This is a genomic window from Pseudomonas sp. C5pp (assembly GCF_000814065.1).
Taxonomy (GTDB): Bacteria; Pseudomonadota; Gammaproteobacteria; order Pseudomonadales; family Pseudomonadaceae; genus Aquipseudomonas; species Aquipseudomonas asiatica.
This window is the reverse complement of sequence record NZ_JWLN01000005.1, coordinates 210,701-226,292: the sequence shown is the minus strand read 5'-3', so window position 1 is coordinate 226,292 and position 15,592 is coordinate 210,701. Positions and strand designations below refer to the sequence as shown.

16 protein-coding genes and 1 pseudogene are annotated in these 15,592 nt (G+C 62.6%); 14 read left to right on the top strand and 3 right to left on the bottom strand.

What is annotated here, in order from left to right; all coding sequences use genetic code 11:
- Positions 1 to 54: 54 nt before the first annotated feature.
- Positions 55 to 666 (bottom strand): FMN-dependent NADH-azoreductase, encoded by a 612-nt coding sequence (locus tag RR51_RS06385; RefSeq protein ID WP_003258995.1) that lies wholly within the window; start codon positions 664 to 666, stop codon positions 55 to 57.
- A 133-nt stretch (positions 667 to 799) separates the two neighbouring features.
- Between RR51_RS06385 and RR51_RS06380 the strand changes: the two genes are divergently transcribed.
- Both RR51_RS06380 and RR51_RS06375 read left to right on the top strand, forming a co-directional pair.
- Positions 800 to 1,702 carry a LysR substrate-binding domain-containing protein gene (locus RR51_RS06380; RefSeq protein WP_013972466.1) on the top strand — a complete coding sequence of 301 codons (903 nt, stop codon included), beginning with the start codon at positions 800 to 802 and terminating at the stop codon, positions 1,700 to 1,702.
- Positions 1,695 to 2,054: an MmcQ/YjbR family DNA-binding protein gene (locus RR51_RS06375; RefSeq protein ID WP_039612966.1), complete on the top strand. Its 360-nt coding sequence runs from the start codon at positions 1,695 to 1,697 to the stop codon at positions 2,052 to 2,054. Before RR51_RS06380 ends, RR51_RS06375 begins: the two co-directional genes overlap by 8 nt.
- A gap of 121 nt (positions 2,055 to 2,175) precedes the next feature.
- Here the strand turns inward: RR51_RS06375 and RR51_RS06370 are convergent, their stop codons facing one another.
- Entirely contained in the window at positions 2,176 to 2,589 is a 414-nt protein-coding gene (locus RR51_RS06370; protein WP_039612965.1) for a DUF1294 domain-containing protein, read from the bottom strand.
- Positions 2,582 to 3,412: an undecaprenyl-diphosphate phosphatase gene (locus RR51_RS06365; RefSeq protein WP_003258998.1), complete on the bottom strand. Its 831-nt coding sequence runs from the start codon at positions 3,410 to 3,412 to the stop codon at positions 2,582 to 2,584. Before RR51_RS06365 ends, RR51_RS06370 begins: the two co-directional genes overlap by 8 nt.
- 299 nt (positions 3,413 to 3,711) lie before the next feature.
- Here RR51_RS06365 and mcpP point away from each other — a divergent pair.
- The 12 genes and pseudogenes from mcpP to RR51_RS06310 form a co-directional block, all read left to right on the top strand.
- Positions 3,712 to 4,473, top strand: a pseudogene (mcpP, locus tag RR51_RS31890) (methyl-accepting chemotaxis protein McpP); the annotation flags it as partial.
- 138 nt (positions 4,474 to 4,611) lie between these two features.
- Positions 4,612 to 5,346 (top strand): methyl-accepting chemotaxis protein, encoded by a 735-nt coding sequence (locus RR51_RS31885; RefSeq protein WP_404940922.1) that lies wholly within the window; start codon positions 4,612 to 4,614, stop codon positions 5,344 to 5,346.
- A 194-nt stretch (positions 5,347 to 5,540) separates the two neighbouring features.
- Positions 5,541 to 6,107: a nicotinamide riboside transporter PnuC gene (pnuC, locus tag RR51_RS06355; protein WP_039612963.1), complete on the top strand. Its 567-nt coding sequence runs from the start codon at positions 5,541 to 5,543 to the stop codon at positions 6,105 to 6,107.
- A complete protein-coding gene (locus RR51_RS06350; RefSeq protein WP_039612962.1) occupies positions 6,104 to 6,673 on the top strand; it encodes an AAA family ATPase in 570 nt (189 codons plus the stop codon). Before pnuC ends, RR51_RS06350 begins: the two co-directional genes overlap by 4 nt.
- Before the next feature lie 298 nt (positions 6,674 to 6,971).
- A complete protein-coding gene (locus RR51_RS06345; RefSeq protein ID WP_013972460.1) occupies positions 6,972 to 7,406 on the top strand; it encodes a hypothetical protein in 435 nt (144 codons plus the stop codon).
- 1 nt (position 7,407) lies between these two features.
- The gene (locus RR51_RS06340; RefSeq protein WP_039612961.1) at positions 7,408 to 7,986 is read left to right on the top strand and encodes an autotransporter adhesin; all 579 of its coding nucleotides are present in this window, start codon (positions 7,408 to 7,410) and stop codon (positions 7,984 to 7,986) included.
- Positions 7,987 to 8,034: 48 nt separating this feature from the next.
- A complete protein-coding gene (locus tag RR51_RS06335) occupies positions 8,035 to 9,486 on the top strand; it encodes a hypothetical protein (protein ID WP_039612960.1) in 1,452 nt (483 codons plus the stop codon).
- A 62-nt stretch (positions 9,487 to 9,548) separates the two neighbouring features.
- Positions 9,549 to 10,229, top strand: a complete 681-nt coding sequence (locus RR51_RS06330; RefSeq protein ID WP_013972457.1) for a C39 family peptidase — start codon at positions 9,549 to 9,551, stop codon at positions 10,227 to 10,229.
- Between the two features lie 46 nt (positions 10,230 to 10,275).
- Positions 10,276 to 11,028, top strand: coding sequence for a hypothetical protein (locus tag RR51_RS06325; protein ID WP_039612959.1), 753 nt, complete (start codon positions 10,276 to 10,278; stop codon positions 11,026 to 11,028).
- A 46-nt stretch (positions 11,029 to 11,074) separates the two neighbouring features.
- Positions 11,075 to 12,355 (top strand): transporter, encoded by a 1,281-nt coding sequence (locus RR51_RS06320; RefSeq protein ID WP_039612958.1) that lies wholly within the window; start codon positions 11,075 to 11,077, stop codon positions 12,353 to 12,355.
- A gap of 135 nt (positions 12,356 to 12,490) precedes the next feature.
- Positions 12,491 to 14,692 carry an LTA synthase family protein gene (locus RR51_RS06315; protein WP_039612957.1) on the top strand — a complete coding sequence of 734 codons (2,202 nt, stop codon included), beginning with the start codon at positions 12,491 to 12,493 and terminating at the stop codon, positions 14,690 to 14,692.
- Positions 14,693 to 14,786: 94 nt separating this feature from the next.
- Positions 14,787 to 15,515 (top strand): DUF899 domain-containing protein, encoded by a 729-nt coding sequence (locus tag RR51_RS06310; RefSeq protein ID WP_039612956.1) that lies wholly within the window; start codon positions 14,787 to 14,789, stop codon positions 15,513 to 15,515.
- The last annotated feature ends 77 nt before the right edge of the window (positions 15,516 to 15,592 follow it).

Genomic DNA, 15,592 nt, shown 5'->3' with positions numbered 1-15,592 from the left:
CTATTCCAGTCGCGTGACACAAGGCCGCTCCTACATTCGATCGCGTACCTTCGATCAGGCAGCAGCAAACAGCTCGTTGGCAATCTGCGCCTGGGCAGCATCGATCGCCTGGCTGCGGTGCTCAGGGCCATAAGCCAGGCCATGGGCGCGGACGATTTCCAGGTCGGTGATGCCGATGAAGCCCAGGAATACCTTGAGGAAGTCCTCATGCCCGGCGCCAGTCGGCTGGCCAGCGTGCAGGCCACCGGCAGTGGACACCAGCACTACCTTCTTGTTGCCGCACAGGCCTTCCGGGCCGGCTTCGGTGTAGCGGAAAGTCTTGCCGGCGACGGCAACGCGGTCGATCCAAGCCTTGAGCTGGGTCGGCACGGTAAAGTTGTACATCGGCGCACCAATCACCACGGCATCGGCAGCCAGGAACTCTTCCAGGGTTTCCGCGCTCAGCTTGGCTTCGAAGGCCTGGGCTGCGTCGCGCATGTCTTCCGGGGTGCCAGCCGCTACCAGGGTAGCCGCGGAGAAGTGGGCGATGGCGTCAGCGGCCAGGTCGCGGTACACCACTTCCACGCTCGGGTCGGCGGCCTTCCAGGCTTCGACCACTTCACGGCTCAGTTGGCGGGAGGCGGAATTGTCGCCCAGGATGCTCGAATCGATGTGCAACAGTTTCATGGGATTCTCCTGTGAATGAAGACCGCGACATTGGGCGATCACGATGGGGAGAATCCTACCGACATCAACAATGGCTGATAAGGCAGCAAAAATGCGTTAGTTTGTCCTACTGGTGGAACAGTGAGACATTCCCATGCAAGACCTCAACGACCTTTTCTACTTCGCCCGCGTGGTCGAAGCCGGCGGTTTCGCCGCAGCCGGCCGCCAGCTGGGCATCCCCAAATCGCGCCTGTCGCGGCGTATCGCCGAGCTTGAAGAACGCCTGGGCACGCGCCTGCTGCAACGCACTACACGGCAACTGAAGCTCACCGCGGTGGGCGAGCGCTACCTGCACCACTGCCAGGCCATGCTGCTGGAAGCCGAAGCCGCCGACGAAGCCGTGGCCAGCATGAGCAGCGAACCGCGCGGGCGCTTGCGGGTGTCGTGCCCGGTTGCATTGGCCCACGCCTTTCTGCCGGATGTGATCAGCCGCTTTCTTGCGCAGTACCCGCTGGTGCAACTGGACATGGTGCTGCTCAACCGCCGGGTCGACCTGATTTCCGAAGGTATCGACGTGGCCCTGCGCGTACGCGACCTGGGCGATGAAGACCCGGCCCTGGTCACCCGCCGCCTGCGCCAGGCGCAGATGCAACTGGTTGCAGCGCCCGGTTTCGCCGACCACATCCGCGAACCGGGCCAACTGGCATCATTGCCGGTGCTGGGCGCTGCCGAGGCGGACCGGCTGGTACACTTCCGCCTGTTCGGCCCCCACGGCAAACAGCAGGAAATCGCCCTGGAACCGCGCCTCGCCATCGATGATTTCGTAGTACGTAATGCTGCTGTACGGGCAGGCCTCGGGTTTACCGCGCTGCCCAGCATGTTCTGTGAAGAAGAACTGGCGCGCGGCGAACTGGTGCGCCTGCTGCCGGACTGGTCGCTGCCGGGTGGCTACCTGCAGGCGGTGTACCCGCACCGGCGCGGCTTGCTGCCTGCGGTACGGGTATGGATCGACCACCTGGCGGCGTCGTTCGAGGCCTGTGGAGAAAAGTATGTCTGAGCGAAACATGAGCGAAGCCCAGGTGGCAGCGTTCTGCCTGAGCCTGCCGGGTGCGCGGGAAGACTACAAATGGGGCGGCATCCGGGTGTTCTCGGTGGCGGGCAACAAGATGTTCGCGGTGCTCGACCTGGCGGGTGCGGGGTTGTCGTTCAAAGTGGCCGACGAACTGTTTCTTGGCTACTGCGACCGCCCGGGGGTGCGGCCTGCGCCGTATCTGGCACGGGCGCGGTGGATCAGCATGGCATCGCCCTACCCCATGGGGCGTGAGGAGCTGTGTGATCTGTTGCAGCGCTCGCACCAGCTGGTGGTGCGGCGGTTGCCAAAGCGGTTGCAGGTGGGATTGCTATTGTGAATTCCCTGTGCTGGCCCTTTCGCGGGTAAACCCGCTCCCACAGGGTTCTCCACTGGTCTGAAGTCTTGTGCTGTACCTGTAGGAGCGGGTTTACCCGCGAAAGGGCCGGCACAATCACATATCAACTGAAGGGCAGATACCGCCCGCCAAGAAACAGCCAGTCCGCCCAAAACACCTGGTGCACCATCACAATCCCCCAGAACACCAGCTGGTACGAAACCTTGCGAGTCTTGTGTCGATACAGCTGCTGCGCCAGCAGAGCCCCAGGCCAGCCGCCCAGCAGCTCACTGGCATGCAGCACCTTCTCGGGCGTACGCCAGGCCTGGGTACGCGCCTGATGTTTATCCTGCCAATACAGCAGCAGGCTGATCAGGCTCATTACCGGGTACAACGCCAGCGGCCACCAGGCCTGGTCGACCCAGGCCATGCGCGCCGCGCCCAGGCCCGGCAGCAGGCACAGCAGGCCCAACACCAGCAGCTTCAGGCGCACATTACGTACGCCCTCCACCCTTTGCCCCCGTGCCACCTCAGCCATGGGCCGTCGCCCAGTCAACCCAGCCGAACTGCCAGGTCGCCAGAATCAGCAGGCCGAAGGCAATGCGATACCAGGCGAACGCCGCGTAGCTGTGGTTGGCAATGAACTTGAGCAGGCCACGCACGGCAATCATGGCAAAGATGAACGAGGTCACGAAGCCGATGGCAAATACCGGCAGGTCGCCGGGCTGGAACAGGTCGCGGTACTTGTAGCCCGAATACACCGCCGCACCGACCATGGTCGGCATCGCCAGGAAGAACGAGAACTCGGTCGCTGCCTTGCGCGACAGGCCGAACAGCAGGCCACCGATGATGGTCGAACCGGAGCGCGAAGTGCCCGGGATCATCGCCAGGCACTGGATGAAGCCGATCTTCAGCGCGTGGCTCCAGCGCATGTCGTCCACGTGGTCCACCTCCACACGGTGCTCGCGGCGCTCGGCCCAGAGCATGATCACCCCGCCCACCACCAGCGCAGCCGCCACGGTGATCGGGTTGAACAGGTATTCATGGATCAGGTCGGCGAACAGCACGCCCAGCACCACTGCCGGCAGGAACGCCAGCAACAGGTTACCGGTGAAACGCCGCGCCGTGGGCTGGCTGGTCAAGCCGAAGACCACGTCGAAGATTTTGCCGCGGAATTCCCACACCACCGCCAGGATCGCCGCCAGCTGAATGATGATGTTGAAAGCCATGGCCCGTTCGCCACCAAACCCGATCAGGTCGGCGACGATGATCTGGTGACCGGTACTGGAGATTGGCAGAAACTCCGTCAGCCCTTCGACCACGCCTAAGATGATTGCCTGGAAGGCAGTCCAAAAATCCATCGTTCCCCCGATGGAGCACTGCTCGTTGCAGGCCCCTTGTTCTTGATTTGCTTGAAATTGCCGCGCGCGGCCCGGCTGTTTTACAGCGACTGTTGGGCGTAATGCCAGTAGAAAAGTTCACGCCGCCTAAAGGTTTCATCTTGCGCGGCCGAAATCCTAGCAGAGCGCCTTCGCAATCACCTTGTACAAACTGCTGCAGACTATTGAATGGATAGCACTTAGCCATTAGTCGTGTGGGGGCCTCGCGCAAAGCATGCTTGGATGCGCCTGAATAAAAAGAACAATGCGGGAGCTGTGGTATGAAAACCCTGAGATCGATGTCTATCAGCCGCCGTCTGTGGCTGATCCTTTTGGTGGCGGTGGCAATGCTGGTGGTGTTGGGCCTGCTGATGCTGCGCCAGATCCACGGTGACCTGTACCAGGCCAAAGCGGAAAAGACCCGCCACGTGGTACAGACCGCAGCCGGTGTGCTGGCCTATTACCAAGGCCTGGAGGCAGCCGGCACACTCAGCCGCGAAGCGGCCCAGCAACAGGCGCTGCAAGTGGTACGCGCGCTGCGCTACGACTACGATGATTACTTCTGGATCAACGACCTGGGGCCGAAGATGATCATGCATCCGGCCAACCCCAAGCTCGACGGCCAGGACCTGTCGGCCATCCGCGACCCCGACGGCTTTGCCGTGTTCAACGAGATGGTCGCCCTGGCCCGGCAGCAGGACGCCGGGCCGGTCAACTACCGCTGGCCCAAGCCCGGTGCCAGCGAGCCGGTGGCCAAGACGTCCTACATCCAGCTGTTCAAGCCCTGGGGCTGGATCATCGGCTCAGGCGTGTACGTCGATGACGTGCAGGCCGAATTCACCCGCCAGTTGCGCGACGCCTCGCTGGTGGGCGTGGCCATCGCCCTGCTGATGGCGCTGGTGGTCATGCTGATTGCGCGCAGCATCGCCCGCCCGTTGCAGGAAGCAGTGCAGGCCATGGGCAACATCGCCAGTGGAGAAAGCGACCTGACTCGACGCCTGGACACTCACGGCCGTGACGAAATCACCCACCTGGGCGAGCACTTCAACCGCTTCAATGGCAAGCTGCAAGGCGTGGTCGGCCAGTTACAAGGCGCGGCCCATGCCCTGGCCCGGTCCGCCGGGCATGTCGGCGACAACGCCGGTGCCGCGCAGCAGCACAGCGCCCAGCAATCGCTGCAGATGGACCAGGTGGCCACCGCGGTCAACGAAGTGACTTACGCCGTGCAAGACGTGGCCAAGACCGCCGAGCAGGCCGCCGGTGAAATGCGCACCGCGCAACAGCAGGTGGCACACGGCCAGGAGGCCATTCACGGCAGCCTGGCGCAGATCGACCGGCTGTCGCTGACCATCGACCAGGCCGTGCAGGTGATCCGTGAACTGGCCGGGCACAGCACGCGCATCGGTGGTGTGCTGGATGTGATCCGCTCCATCGCCGAACAGACCAACCTGCTGGCGCTGAACGCGGCCATCGAGGCGGCGCGGGCCGGCGAGCAGGGCCGTGGCTTTGCCGTGGTCGCCGACGAGGTGCGCCTGCTGGCCCAGCGCACGGCGCAGTCGACGGCCGAGATCCATACCATGATCGAGCACCTGCAAAGCCAGTCGGACGCCGCGGTCAAAGCCATAGATACCAGCAGCGAGGCCTCGCGCCAGACGGTCGAGCAGGCCCGCGAGGCCGGTGCCAGCCTGGATGCCATCAACCAATCACTGAACAACCTCACGGCGTTGAATGCCTCCATCGCCAGCGCCACCTTGCAGCAGTCGCACGTGGTAGAAGAGATCAACCGCAACGTGCTGGATACTGCCGGGTTGTCTCAGCAGACCGCCGACGCGGCGCGGCAGTCCAGCGATGCCGGGATGGCGCTGGGGCAGCTGAGCGAAGAGCTGGAGCAACTGTTGCGGCAGTTCCGGGTATAAGGTTGATAATGCCGGGGGCGCTTTGCGCCCCTTTCGCGACACAAGGCCGCTCCTACAGACGATCGCGTCCCCCTGTAGGAGCGGCCTTGTGTCGCGATGGGCTGCAAAGCAGCCCCAAAGGCCCCAACGCCCTACACCTTCTCCGGCCGACCAGATACAATCGCGCCCCTCCCCGCAGTCTCCAAGGATCGCCGATGTCCGGCCTTGAACTCATCGCCGCCGTCCTCGGCGTCACCGCTGTCTGGCTCACGGTCAAGCAGAATGCCTGGTGCTGGCCCATCGGCCTGGTCATGGTGCTGATCTATGGCTGGCTGTTCTACGAGGTGAAGCTGTACTCCGGCATGTTGCTGCAACTGGCCTATGCCATCCTGCAGGTCTACGGCTGGTGGCAATGGAAGCGCCCGGGCCATGCTGGAGACGCCCGCCAAGTCACCCGCCTGCAGCGCCCGGCATTGCTCGTCGGTTTGGCCGGCGGGGTGCTGTTGAGCGCCACCTTGGGCGCGGCCATGGCCACCTGGACCGACGCCGCCCTGCCCTGGCTGGACGCTACCCTGACCGGCTTCAGCCTGGTGGCACAACTGTGGATGGCGCAGAAGCGCCTGCAGTGCTGGCCGCTGTGGGTAGTGGTAGATATCGTCTACGTGGGCCAGTACCTGCACCAGCAGTTGTACTTCACCGCCGGTTTCTTCGCCGTGCTCACACTGATTGCCGTGCGCGGCTGGCTGGAATGGCGCCGTGACCCGGCGTTGGTGCAGCCATGAGCGCGGCACAATCCATGAAAGTACTGGTGCTGTGCGGCCCGGAATCCAGCGGCAAGAGCTGGCTCAGCGGTGTGATCCAGGCGCATTTCGGCGGCGTGGTGGTGGCCGAATACGTGCGCCACTTCATCGATCAGGAACGCCGCGACACCTGCTATGCCGATATCCCTGCCATCGCTCGTGGTCAGCTGGCCTGGGAAGACCAGGCCCGTGAGCAGGCACCGTCGCTACTGATTCTCGACACTCACCTGCTCAGCAACATGCTCTGGAGCCACGCCCTGTTCGGCGACTGCCCGGCCTGGCTGGAACAGGCGTTGCTGGCGCGGCATTACCACCTGCACCTGCTGCTGAGCCCGCAAGGCGTGGATTGGGTTGCCGATGGCCAGCGCAGCCAGCCCGAACTGCGCGACCGCCAGCGCTTTTTCGACGACAGCCTGCACTGGCTGCAACGGCATGAGCAAGCGTACAAAATAATTGAGGGCGATTGGCCACAACGCCAGTTGCTGGCACTGCAAACAGTCGCTAAGCTCATTGATAGCGATACGCCATCCTGCCCCACCGAGTGTTAACCCACTGACACACCCTTGTGGGGCGAAGCCCCTGAAAACATGAGGTCTTGCGGGGCGTCGAAAGTAATGTCAAGGCGCTGAAACACTCCTGCAAAAACCCTTCCAATCAAGGCCAACACTGGCTTTGCCTGCACCATTCGAGGCTGCCTGTTTCAGCCCTGAGACAGAATATGCCGCAGCTTGTCATGGTGACTACCCTAACCTTTTGATCTGAAACCGTTTTTAAAAAGCGGCACACCTTCTGCTCCCTCGTTCACATCGCTGAACAGGGCCAGCGCTCATTGAAGGAGTTGCCGTCGTGAGGAAAACTGACAAACGCCTTTATCACCTGCTGCTGATGGGCTATGTGCTGGGTTCGTTGAGCCTGACGGCCCAGGCCGACAACGGCATCATCGTGATAACCCGTGATGTGCAGACACGCAACGCTATGGTCCCGCCGTTAAGACCCGACCCCAACCCCACCACCGTCAATGCCAATCCTTCCGCTCACATCCTCAAGCAAACCAACGAACTGAGTGATGGCGACTTCGCCAACATCAGCAGCGGTGCGGGCATCAGCACCCTGATTACCCAGCAGACCAACAACCTGGGCGGCAACCTCAATAACCAGTCCCAACTGCCCAACCTGGCCGGTGGCCGCGGTACAGGCTCGGGAAATGGCATCTCGAACATGGTCAACTCGAGTGTGCAGCGCGGCCTGGCGCCGCTGCAGATCCTGACCGGAGGCAAGTGAGATGAAGCACACGCTGCTGATCCTGGTCACGCTGTGCAGTACATCGGCCTTCGCGCAATCCCCGGTCCCCGTGATCAACAACGCAGACATCGACAGCTCGGGCAGCCGTTACCAGGGCAACCTGTCGGTCAACCAGGCAGCCGGCGACCAACAGCAACAGGCCAACGCGCGCGCCTTCGCCGCAGGGCCCGAGGCTGGCGCCACCACGCAGATCCGCCAACGGCTGAACGCCCCCGCAACTTCCGCGATGGACGCGCGCTCGACCATACAGGGCGACGCCTTCAGCAACGGTAGCGGCGCCCTGGGGGTCAACCAGAGCGCCGGCGCCAACACCCAGCAAGCGAACGCACTGAGCATCAGCCTCGGTGCCCAGCCGCAAAGCATCGACGACAGCGTCCTCATGCAACAGAACGTGGCGCTGCTCAACAACTCCGGTCCGATTGACACTTCAACTGGCCATCGCCAGGTCACCACCAGTGACCAGGCATTCACCGGTAGCCGTGGAGTGATTCAGTTGAACCAGAGTGCCGGGGTGGGAAACCGAATGGCCAACACCTTGAGCATCCGGGTCGCGGATTGACCCATCCAGTTAAGAACAACACTTAACCTAAAAGTACGGAGAATCACCATGAAACCCTCGATGGCAATCAAGCCTCTGGTTTTCGCAATTGCTGCGGTCATGGCTGTTGCTGTACAAGCTGATCAGAACGACCGGCGTGGCGGGCACCACAATGGTCACCACAATAACGGGCATCACACCCCTCCTCCCACCCGGATCCCTGTGTATGCCACAGCCAACGCCATGGACAGCCAACGCAGCACGGGTAACACCATCACCAACCAAGGCACCATCAACGAAGCCGAAATGAGCAGCTCGGCCACGGGTGCAAGCGGCAACGTGGGTGTCAACGTGGCAGCCGGTAACGGCAACCAGCAGGACAATGCTGCGGCTATTGCCAATGCATCGTCCGAGTCCAGCCTGGACAACAGCTTCGTGTTCGGCACCGCCGAAGCCACTGCTGACGTTCGCCAGTTCAGCAACAACAACCGTGTCGACAACTGGTCCACCCAGAACTCGGCAGTCATGACCGGCTCGGCCGATGGTGCCGAGGGCAACGTCGGCATCAACATCGCTGGCGGCGACCTGAACCAGCAGAAGAACACCATGGCCATCGCCAACACCGGTGCCCCGCTGGGCAATGCCACTGCCACCGCCTCTGCCGACCAGAACGGTCCAGGCCTGACGGTGAACAACGGCGCCGACCGCACCTACCGGGTGGATACGCTGACCATCACCACCACCAAGAGCGGTTCCAGCTCGCGTGAGGGCACGTTCAATTCGACCGACGACCGCAGCTCGTCATCGAGCTTCAGCGTGGCCGGCTCGCGAAGTGCCAGCTCCAGTGGTTCCAGTGGCTGGAACTCCAGCGGTTCGAGCAGCATGAACGCCAGTGGTTCGCACAGTTCCACTGCCAGCGGCTCCAACAGCTGGAATGCCAGTGGTTCGATGTCCGGCAACGCCAGTTCGTCCAGCAGTGCCAGCCTGAGCGCCTCCCTGGCTGCGGCAGCCGATGCGACCCGCACCACGAGCACCGATTACGGCCGTCACGAGCGCACTCGCACCGACAGCTTCGATGCCTCGCTCAATGCATCGCTCAATGTGGATGTCGACCACTCGCGGGAAAGCTCTTACGACAAGTCGTTCGAGAAGGCATTCGACTCGTCGTATGACAAGGCTCGCCAATCGAGCTACGAGAAGTCTCGCGACTCCTCGTATGAGAAGGCTCACGAGTCGTCCTATGCCAATGCATCGGAATCGGCGTTTGAAAAGTCTGGCGAGAAATCGTCTCAATCGTCGAACGACGTGTCGAAGAGCTACAGCGAAAGCAGTGCCTACGACTTGAGCAATACCGTGTCCTTCCAAGTGTTGACCCCGACCGGCTGGGCAAACCCTGTTACCAACACTGCAACCCTTAGTGGTTCGGTGAATGGCGGCAGTGGCAACCTGGGCGTGAACGTGGCAGCCGGTGTGGGCAACCAGCAGAGCAACTCGCTGGCCATCTCCAACACCTCGTTCTGATCGCTGTGCTTGAGGCCCCCTTCGGGGGGCCTTTCTTCAACAGAACCGGAAGGCATCCGATCATGCGCATCATTGCCCTGGCGTTTTTGCTGTGCCTGGCCAGCATGAGCGAAGCTGCACAAATGCCGCTGTCCGTCCTGCCGGGCGGCGCCGTGGTGTTCAAGCCCATCCAGAGCATACGCGAGCGCAAGTTCGCCGACCTGGTGCAACAGAAAACCGACTTCAGCTGCGGCGCCGCCGCGCTGGCCACCATCCTGCGCCAGGCCTACTGGCTGGATGTGGACGAGCAACAGATCATCGAAGGCATGCTGGCCCACGCCGACCAGGACCTGGTGCGCACGCAAGGCTTCTCGATGCTCGACATGAAACGCTACGTAGAAAGCCTGGGGATGCGTGCCCGCGGCTACCGGGTGGCACCCGAGACCCTGCACAGCGTGCGCATCCCGGTCGTGGTGCTGATGGACGTGCGCGGCTACAAGCACTTCGTGGTCATGCAGAAGGTCGACAAGGGTTGGGTGTATATCGGTGACCCGGTACTGGGCCACAAGCGCTACAAAGTCGAAGATTTTCTCAAGGGCTGGAACGGCATCATCTTCGCCGTCATCGGCCAAGGCTACGACAAGAACAACATCCTGCTCGACCCGCCCCTGCCGCTGACCGCCAAGGGCCGGGTGAACAACTTCACCCCGGTGCAGGATGCAGAGCTGCTGGACTTCGGTTTCATCAAAAGCGACTTCTTCTAACGACTCTTGCAACGACAAGGAGCACGAGGCTCCGGGGAGCACCCCAATGAAGAACCCATTCTGGCTCGCGATCGCATGCCTGGCCGTCAGCCTTCCCACCCATGCCGAAACGTTCAAGCCCATCGAGCTGAAGGACCATGAGTTGGCGACCCTGCGTGGCCGCTACGTGATGCCGGGGCGGATCGTGAGTTTCGGCATTGTCATGTCCAGCACCTGGCAGAATGCCAAAGGGGACGTGATCGGTGCCACGAGCACGATGCAGATTCAGCAGTCGACCATCAAACCGCAATTTTATGTGTCGTTGATCGACGAAAGCGGCACTGGCACAGCGTCAGCTGGATCCACAGCACCAGGTACCGGTACCGTCACGGGCGGTGCCGGCCTCAACACCACAGAGGGTGTTACCCAGGTGGTACGCGCCGCTGGCGACAACAACACCGCCTACAACGACGTCGCCATCAATGTCTCCAAGGCCAACCAGGCGCCCGCCGTGCAGCCTCAGGGCCAAGCACTGGCCAACGGCCAGACGCTGACGGGCGAAAACGGCGCAGGTGCGCTGAGTGTGTCTGCCAGCGGCGTAGGGGTGCAGTTCAATATCAATGCCAGCAACAACCAGGGCAGCAGCGTACAGCGCCTGGCGCAGGGTGGCCTGATGCAGAACTCGACGCTGCTGGGCAATGGCAACCGGGTGAGCAACGTCACCACGCTCAATGTGGTGATGCGTGAAAGCGTGCCAACAGCCGCTTCGCTGAATGGTAGCCTCGATCAGCTCAAAGGTCTTCGCACATTCGGATACTGATCTACGCTGAGTCTCATCAAAAGTAGTCGGCAGGGACGGCAATTCCATGCACCGATCTTTATCGCTCAAAGCTTTTGTGTGTTTGACCACCTTGGCCCCGGCCACATTGCTCTACGCCGCCTCCGACCCACAGGTTGAGGCCCTCAAGCAGGAACTGATGGAACTGAAACGTCGCTACGAAGCCCAGCAGCAAGCGCTGATGGTGCTGGAGCAGCGCGTGCGCCAGGTCGAGGAAACCCCGGCAGCACCACCGCCCAAACGCCTGGTCAGGTCCCCGGCCGAAGGGGTCAAGGGCGCACAGACGGTGGCATCGGGTGCACCGGGCACCACCGGCAGCTCCTATGGTCAGGCGCTGACCGCCGACGCCGAACCGGCACAGAGCGTGTCCAACCTGTATGACGAGGCCAGCGGCTTCTTCGGCGGCGGCAAGTTCAGCTTCGAGACCGGTGTCACCTATACCCACTACGATACTCGGGCGCTGGTGCTCAACGGCTTCCTGGCACTGGACTCGATCTTCCTCGGCAGTATCAACCTTGACCGGGTGAAGGCAGATAACTGGACCCTGGACATGACTGCCCGCTACAACCTCGCCCAGCGTTGGCAGTTCGACATCAACGTCCCGGTGGTGTACCGCGAATCCACCTATTCTTCCGGCGGTGCGGGGGGAGCCGGGGCGACCACCTCGGACGAAACCGTAACCCGCGACCCGGAAATTGGCGACGTCAACGTCGGCGTCGCCTACAAGTTCCTCGACGAAGACGAGACCTGGCCTGACGCCGTCGCTACCTTGCGTATAAAGGCACCGACCGGCAAAGACCCGTATGGCATCAAACTGCGCCAGGTCGAGGGCAACGACAACCTGTCGGTACCGGAAAGCCTGCCGACCGGCAACGGCGTCTGGTCGATCACGCCGGGCATCTCGCTGGTCAAGACGTTCGACCCGGCCGTGCTGTTCGGCAGCCTGTCGTACACCTACAACATGGAAGACTCGTTCAGCGACATCAGCCCACAGGTCAACAGCAAGGTGCCCGGCGACGTGAAGCTGGGCGACTCCTGGCAGATCGGCGGCGGTATCGCCTTTGCCCTGAACGAGAAAATGAGCATGTCGTTCTCGGTGTCCGACCAGTTCGCCCGCAAGAGCAAGATAAAGCCGGATGGCGGTGACTGGCAGTCGATCTCCAACAGCGACTACAACGCAGCCAACTTCAACATCGGCATGACCTTCGCCGCCACCGACAACCTGACCATCGTGCCCAACCTGTCCATTGGTCTGACCGATGACGCGCCGGACTTTTCCTTCAGCCTGAAATTCCCCTACTACTTCTGATACTTGCCCTCGGCCGGGCCCGCGCGAAGGGGCCCGGCTTTGGTTACCAGTCTTGTCCCGGACCGCCTTCCATGCCACGGCCTGTTATCATCAAGCACAGTTGCATGACGATTTAATGGCAAAAGGGATGTTTTCGTGAAGAACCTGTCAGACCACCCACGTACCCGGCTTGTCGCCCTGGCGGCCCTGGTACTGGTGATCCCACTGGGTACGCGCGCCATGCTGGGTTGGTCCAACCCGCTCGGTTACCTGTCCGACCTCGCACTCGGCAGCCTGCTGGTCTTGCTGCTGCACCGTCGGCCGTGGTGGTTGGCGCTCCCCGTATTGCTGGCCTGGGCGGCCCTCTGGGTGGCTTCGGCCGAACTGGTCAGCGCGGTTGGCCGTTTGCCCACCAGCGCTGACCTGACATACCTGCTCGACCCGCAGTTCATGGAAAACTCGACCGGTGGCGGCCTGGCCCATGCCTGGCTGCCCTGGATCATGGGCACCGGCCTGCTGGGCTGGCTGGCCATCGCCTGGCGCAGCCGTAGCCAACGCAGCCAGCCGCTGCCACGCAAGGCCTGGGCCATTCCGCTGCTGCTGTTTGGCGCCCACTGGGGCAGCCAGCAACTGGTACCTTCCGACGCCGACCAATGGCGGCAATACAACCTCACCCACCAGTTGTTGTCGGCCGGGGCCGGCAACCTGCAGCGCCAGGTCGAAGGCTGGATGGGCCGCACACAAACCTTCACCCCTCTGGCCAGTACCGGCCTGACCCAGTCCGACCTGCATGGCCAGCGGCTGCTCGCCGGGCCAGGCAACGCCCGCAACCTGCTGATCATCACCGTGGAAGGCATCCCCGGGGCCTACCTGCGGCCCAACCGCCAGGCCCTGCACAGCCGCTTCGACGAAGAGCTGATGCCAAAGCTCAGCCAGTGGGCCGAGCGCGGCATGAACACCCCGGACTACGTGCTGCATACCCACCAGACCATCCGTGGCCTGTACGCGATGCTCTGCGGTGACTATGACAAGCTGGCCAACGGCACGCCCAAGGGCATGGAACTGCTGACCCAGAACGAACGCAACCAGGCCTGCCTGCCAGCGCAGTTGCGCCAGGCCGGTTTCACTACCCACTACCTGCAGGGTGCCGGCCTGCGCTTCATGGCCAAGGACCGCATCATGCCGCACATCGGCTTTGACTCGGTGCACGGCCAGGAGTGGTTCCGCAACAAGAACTACCTGGACTTCCCCTGGGGCAAGGATGATCGCTCCTTCTTCGAGGGGGCTCTGAAGTACGTCGGCCAACTGCAAAAGCAGGACAAGCCATGGATGCTGACCCTGCTCACCGTGGGCACCCACCAGCCCTACTCGGCGCCGTTCGAGTACATGGAGCGCTACGACACGCCGAAACAAGCGGCAGTCGCCTACCTGGACGATGCTCTCGGTGCATTTCTCGACAACCTCGAACGCCAGGGCGTACTCAAGGACACCCTGGTGGTAGTGACTTCCGACGAGTCCCACGGCATCGACGGTGTGCGCCTGGCCTCGTCCTGGGGCTTCAACCTCACCCTGGCGCCGGAGCAGGCGCAGTTGCCACGGATCAAGCGGGGCACCTACGGCCATATCGACCTGGCCACCTCGCTGCTCGACTACTTTGCGCTACCCATCCCCATGGCGCTCGGCGGTCGCTCGCTGTACCGCGATTACGACAGCGGTCGTGAAATGATCTCCTACACCAACGGCATGCTGCGCTATCACGACGGCCGGGGTGTGTTCACCGAGTGCGACTTCCAGCAGCGCTGCCGGCGTTACGCCAGCGAGGGCTTCATCGCCGACCAGGCACGTTACCTTGGCCTGGGCGACAGCCTGCTGGGCCAGCAGATCGGTGCCCTCGCCGGGGTGCTCGACCAGTCCCTGCTGCAGACACCGCTCAACCTTCGTTACCAGTTCGGCGGCCCATCGCCGATCCAGCTGCGCAAGCGCATCAAAGATGACTGGGCCGACAACCTGATCGGCGCCCAGTACCTGGAAATGCCCGAGGGTTCGCATACCCGCGTACGGGTCAAGGTACGTTCGCTGGACCCCAAGCGCGCAGCCTATATCCAGCTCAAGGCCAAGCAGCTGGAGCAGGACGTACCGCTGGGCTTGCCTTACGAAGTGAAAGTCACTGCCGACGAGCCGCTGGAGATGGAGTTCAGCTTCGACAACCCGACCGCGCGCAAGGCGTTTTCCTTCCATTTGCTGGGCTATGGTGGTGGTCAGGTGGAAATCAGCGACTTCAGTGTGATAACCGCACTGCCAGGGGAAGACGAAGCAGCGGATGAGCTGACCGAAGGGCATATCGCCCATTCGGGCTGAACGGTACCACTCATCGCCGGGCCGCCGCGACCTGTCGATTCAACCCGCCCGTGCTCGACTAGTGTGTGAATCCCCCCAATGTGGAGATAACACCATGAGCACGAGCGAAAGCAGGCACCCGGTGGTTTCCCGCAGCCAGTGGCTGGCGGCCCGCCGACAGCTGTGGCTGCACGAAAAGGCCTTCACCCACCACCGCGACGCGCTGTCCGCAGCCCGTCGCGCCCTGCCCTGGGTCAAGGTGGAGCACGACTATCGCTTCCAGGGACCGGACGGCGAACTGAGCCTGGCCGACCTGTTCGCAGGCCGCAGCCAACTGCTGGTTTACCACTTCATGTTCGCCGAAGGCTGGAGCGAAGGTTGCCACGGCTGCTCATTCCTGGCCGACCACTTTGACGGCGCCAACCTGCACCTGGCCCATCACGACGTGTCGCTGGTGGCGGTGTCGCGTGCGCCGTATGCCGAGTTCCAGGCATTCCGCCGACGCATGGGCTGGCAGTTCCCCTGGTATTCGTCACATGGCAGCGGCTTCAACGAGGACTTTGGCGTCAGCGTCGGCAGCGAGGGCCAGCGGCAGTACAACTATGAGCCATATGACGGCGATGAAAGCGAGCTTCCCGGGCTGAGTGCGTTCTACCGCGAGCCGGACGGCAGCGTGTACCACACCTACTCAACCTATGCCCGCGGGCTGGACATCCTGGTCAACACCTACAACTTCCTCGACATCGCGCCACTGGGGCGCAACGAGGCTGGGACCATGGACTGGGTACGGCACCACGACCGTTATGAAGGGCAGCCGGATAAACCTCACTGCTGCCATGCATAACGTGAGGCAACATATATCCCTGTGGGAGCGGCTTTAGCCGCGAAGAAGCCAACGCGGTGGGTGGCACCGGCTGCGCC

Coding starts and splice junctions, on each gene's coding strand:
- RR51_RS06385 (WP_003258995.1), bottom strand. CDS start 666: ATGAAACTGTTGCACATCGATTCGAGCATCCTGGGCGACAATTCCGCC.
- RR51_RS06380 (WP_013972466.1), top strand. CDS start 800: ATGCAAGACCTCAACGACCTTTTCTACTTCGCCCGCGTGGTCGAAGCC.
- RR51_RS06375 (WP_039612966.1), top strand. CDS start 1,695: ATGTCTGAGCGAAACATGAGCGAAGCCCAGGTGGCAGCGTTCTGCCTG.
- RR51_RS06370 (WP_039612965.1), bottom strand. CDS start 2,589: ATGGCTGAGGTGGCACGGGGGCAAAGGGTGGAGGGCGTACGTAATGTG.
- RR51_RS06365 (WP_003258998.1), bottom strand. CDS start 3,412: ATGGATTTTTGGACTGCCTTCCAGGCAATCATCTTAGGCGTGGTCGAA.
- RR51_RS31885 (WP_404940922.1), top strand. CDS start 4,612: ATGGACCAGGTGGCCACCGCGGTCAACGAAGTGACTTACGCCGTGCAA.
- pnuC (WP_039612963.1), top strand. CDS start 5,541: ATGTCCGGCCTTGAACTCATCGCCGCCGTCCTCGGCGTCACCGCTGTC.
- RR51_RS06350 (WP_039612962.1), top strand. CDS start 6,104: ATGAGCGCGGCACAATCCATGAAAGTACTGGTGCTGTGCGGCCCGGAA.
- RR51_RS06340 (WP_039612961.1), top strand. CDS start 7,408: ATGAAGCACACGCTGCTGATCCTGGTCACGCTGTGCAGTACATCGGCC.
- RR51_RS06335 (WP_039612960.1), top strand. CDS start 8,035: ATGAAACCCTCGATGGCAATCAAGCCTCTGGTTTTCGCAATTGCTGCG.
- RR51_RS06330 (WP_013972457.1), top strand. CDS start 9,549: ATGCGCATCATTGCCCTGGCGTTTTTGCTGTGCCTGGCCAGCATGAGC.
- RR51_RS06325 (WP_039612959.1), top strand. CDS start 10,276: ATGAAGAACCCATTCTGGCTCGCGATCGCATGCCTGGCCGTCAGCCTT.
- RR51_RS06320 (WP_039612958.1), top strand. CDS start 11,075: ATGCACCGATCTTTATCGCTCAAAGCTTTTGTGTGTTTGACCACCTTG.
- RR51_RS06310 (WP_039612956.1), top strand. CDS start 14,787: ATGAGCACGAGCGAAAGCAGGCACCCGGTGGTTTCCCGCAGCCAGTGG.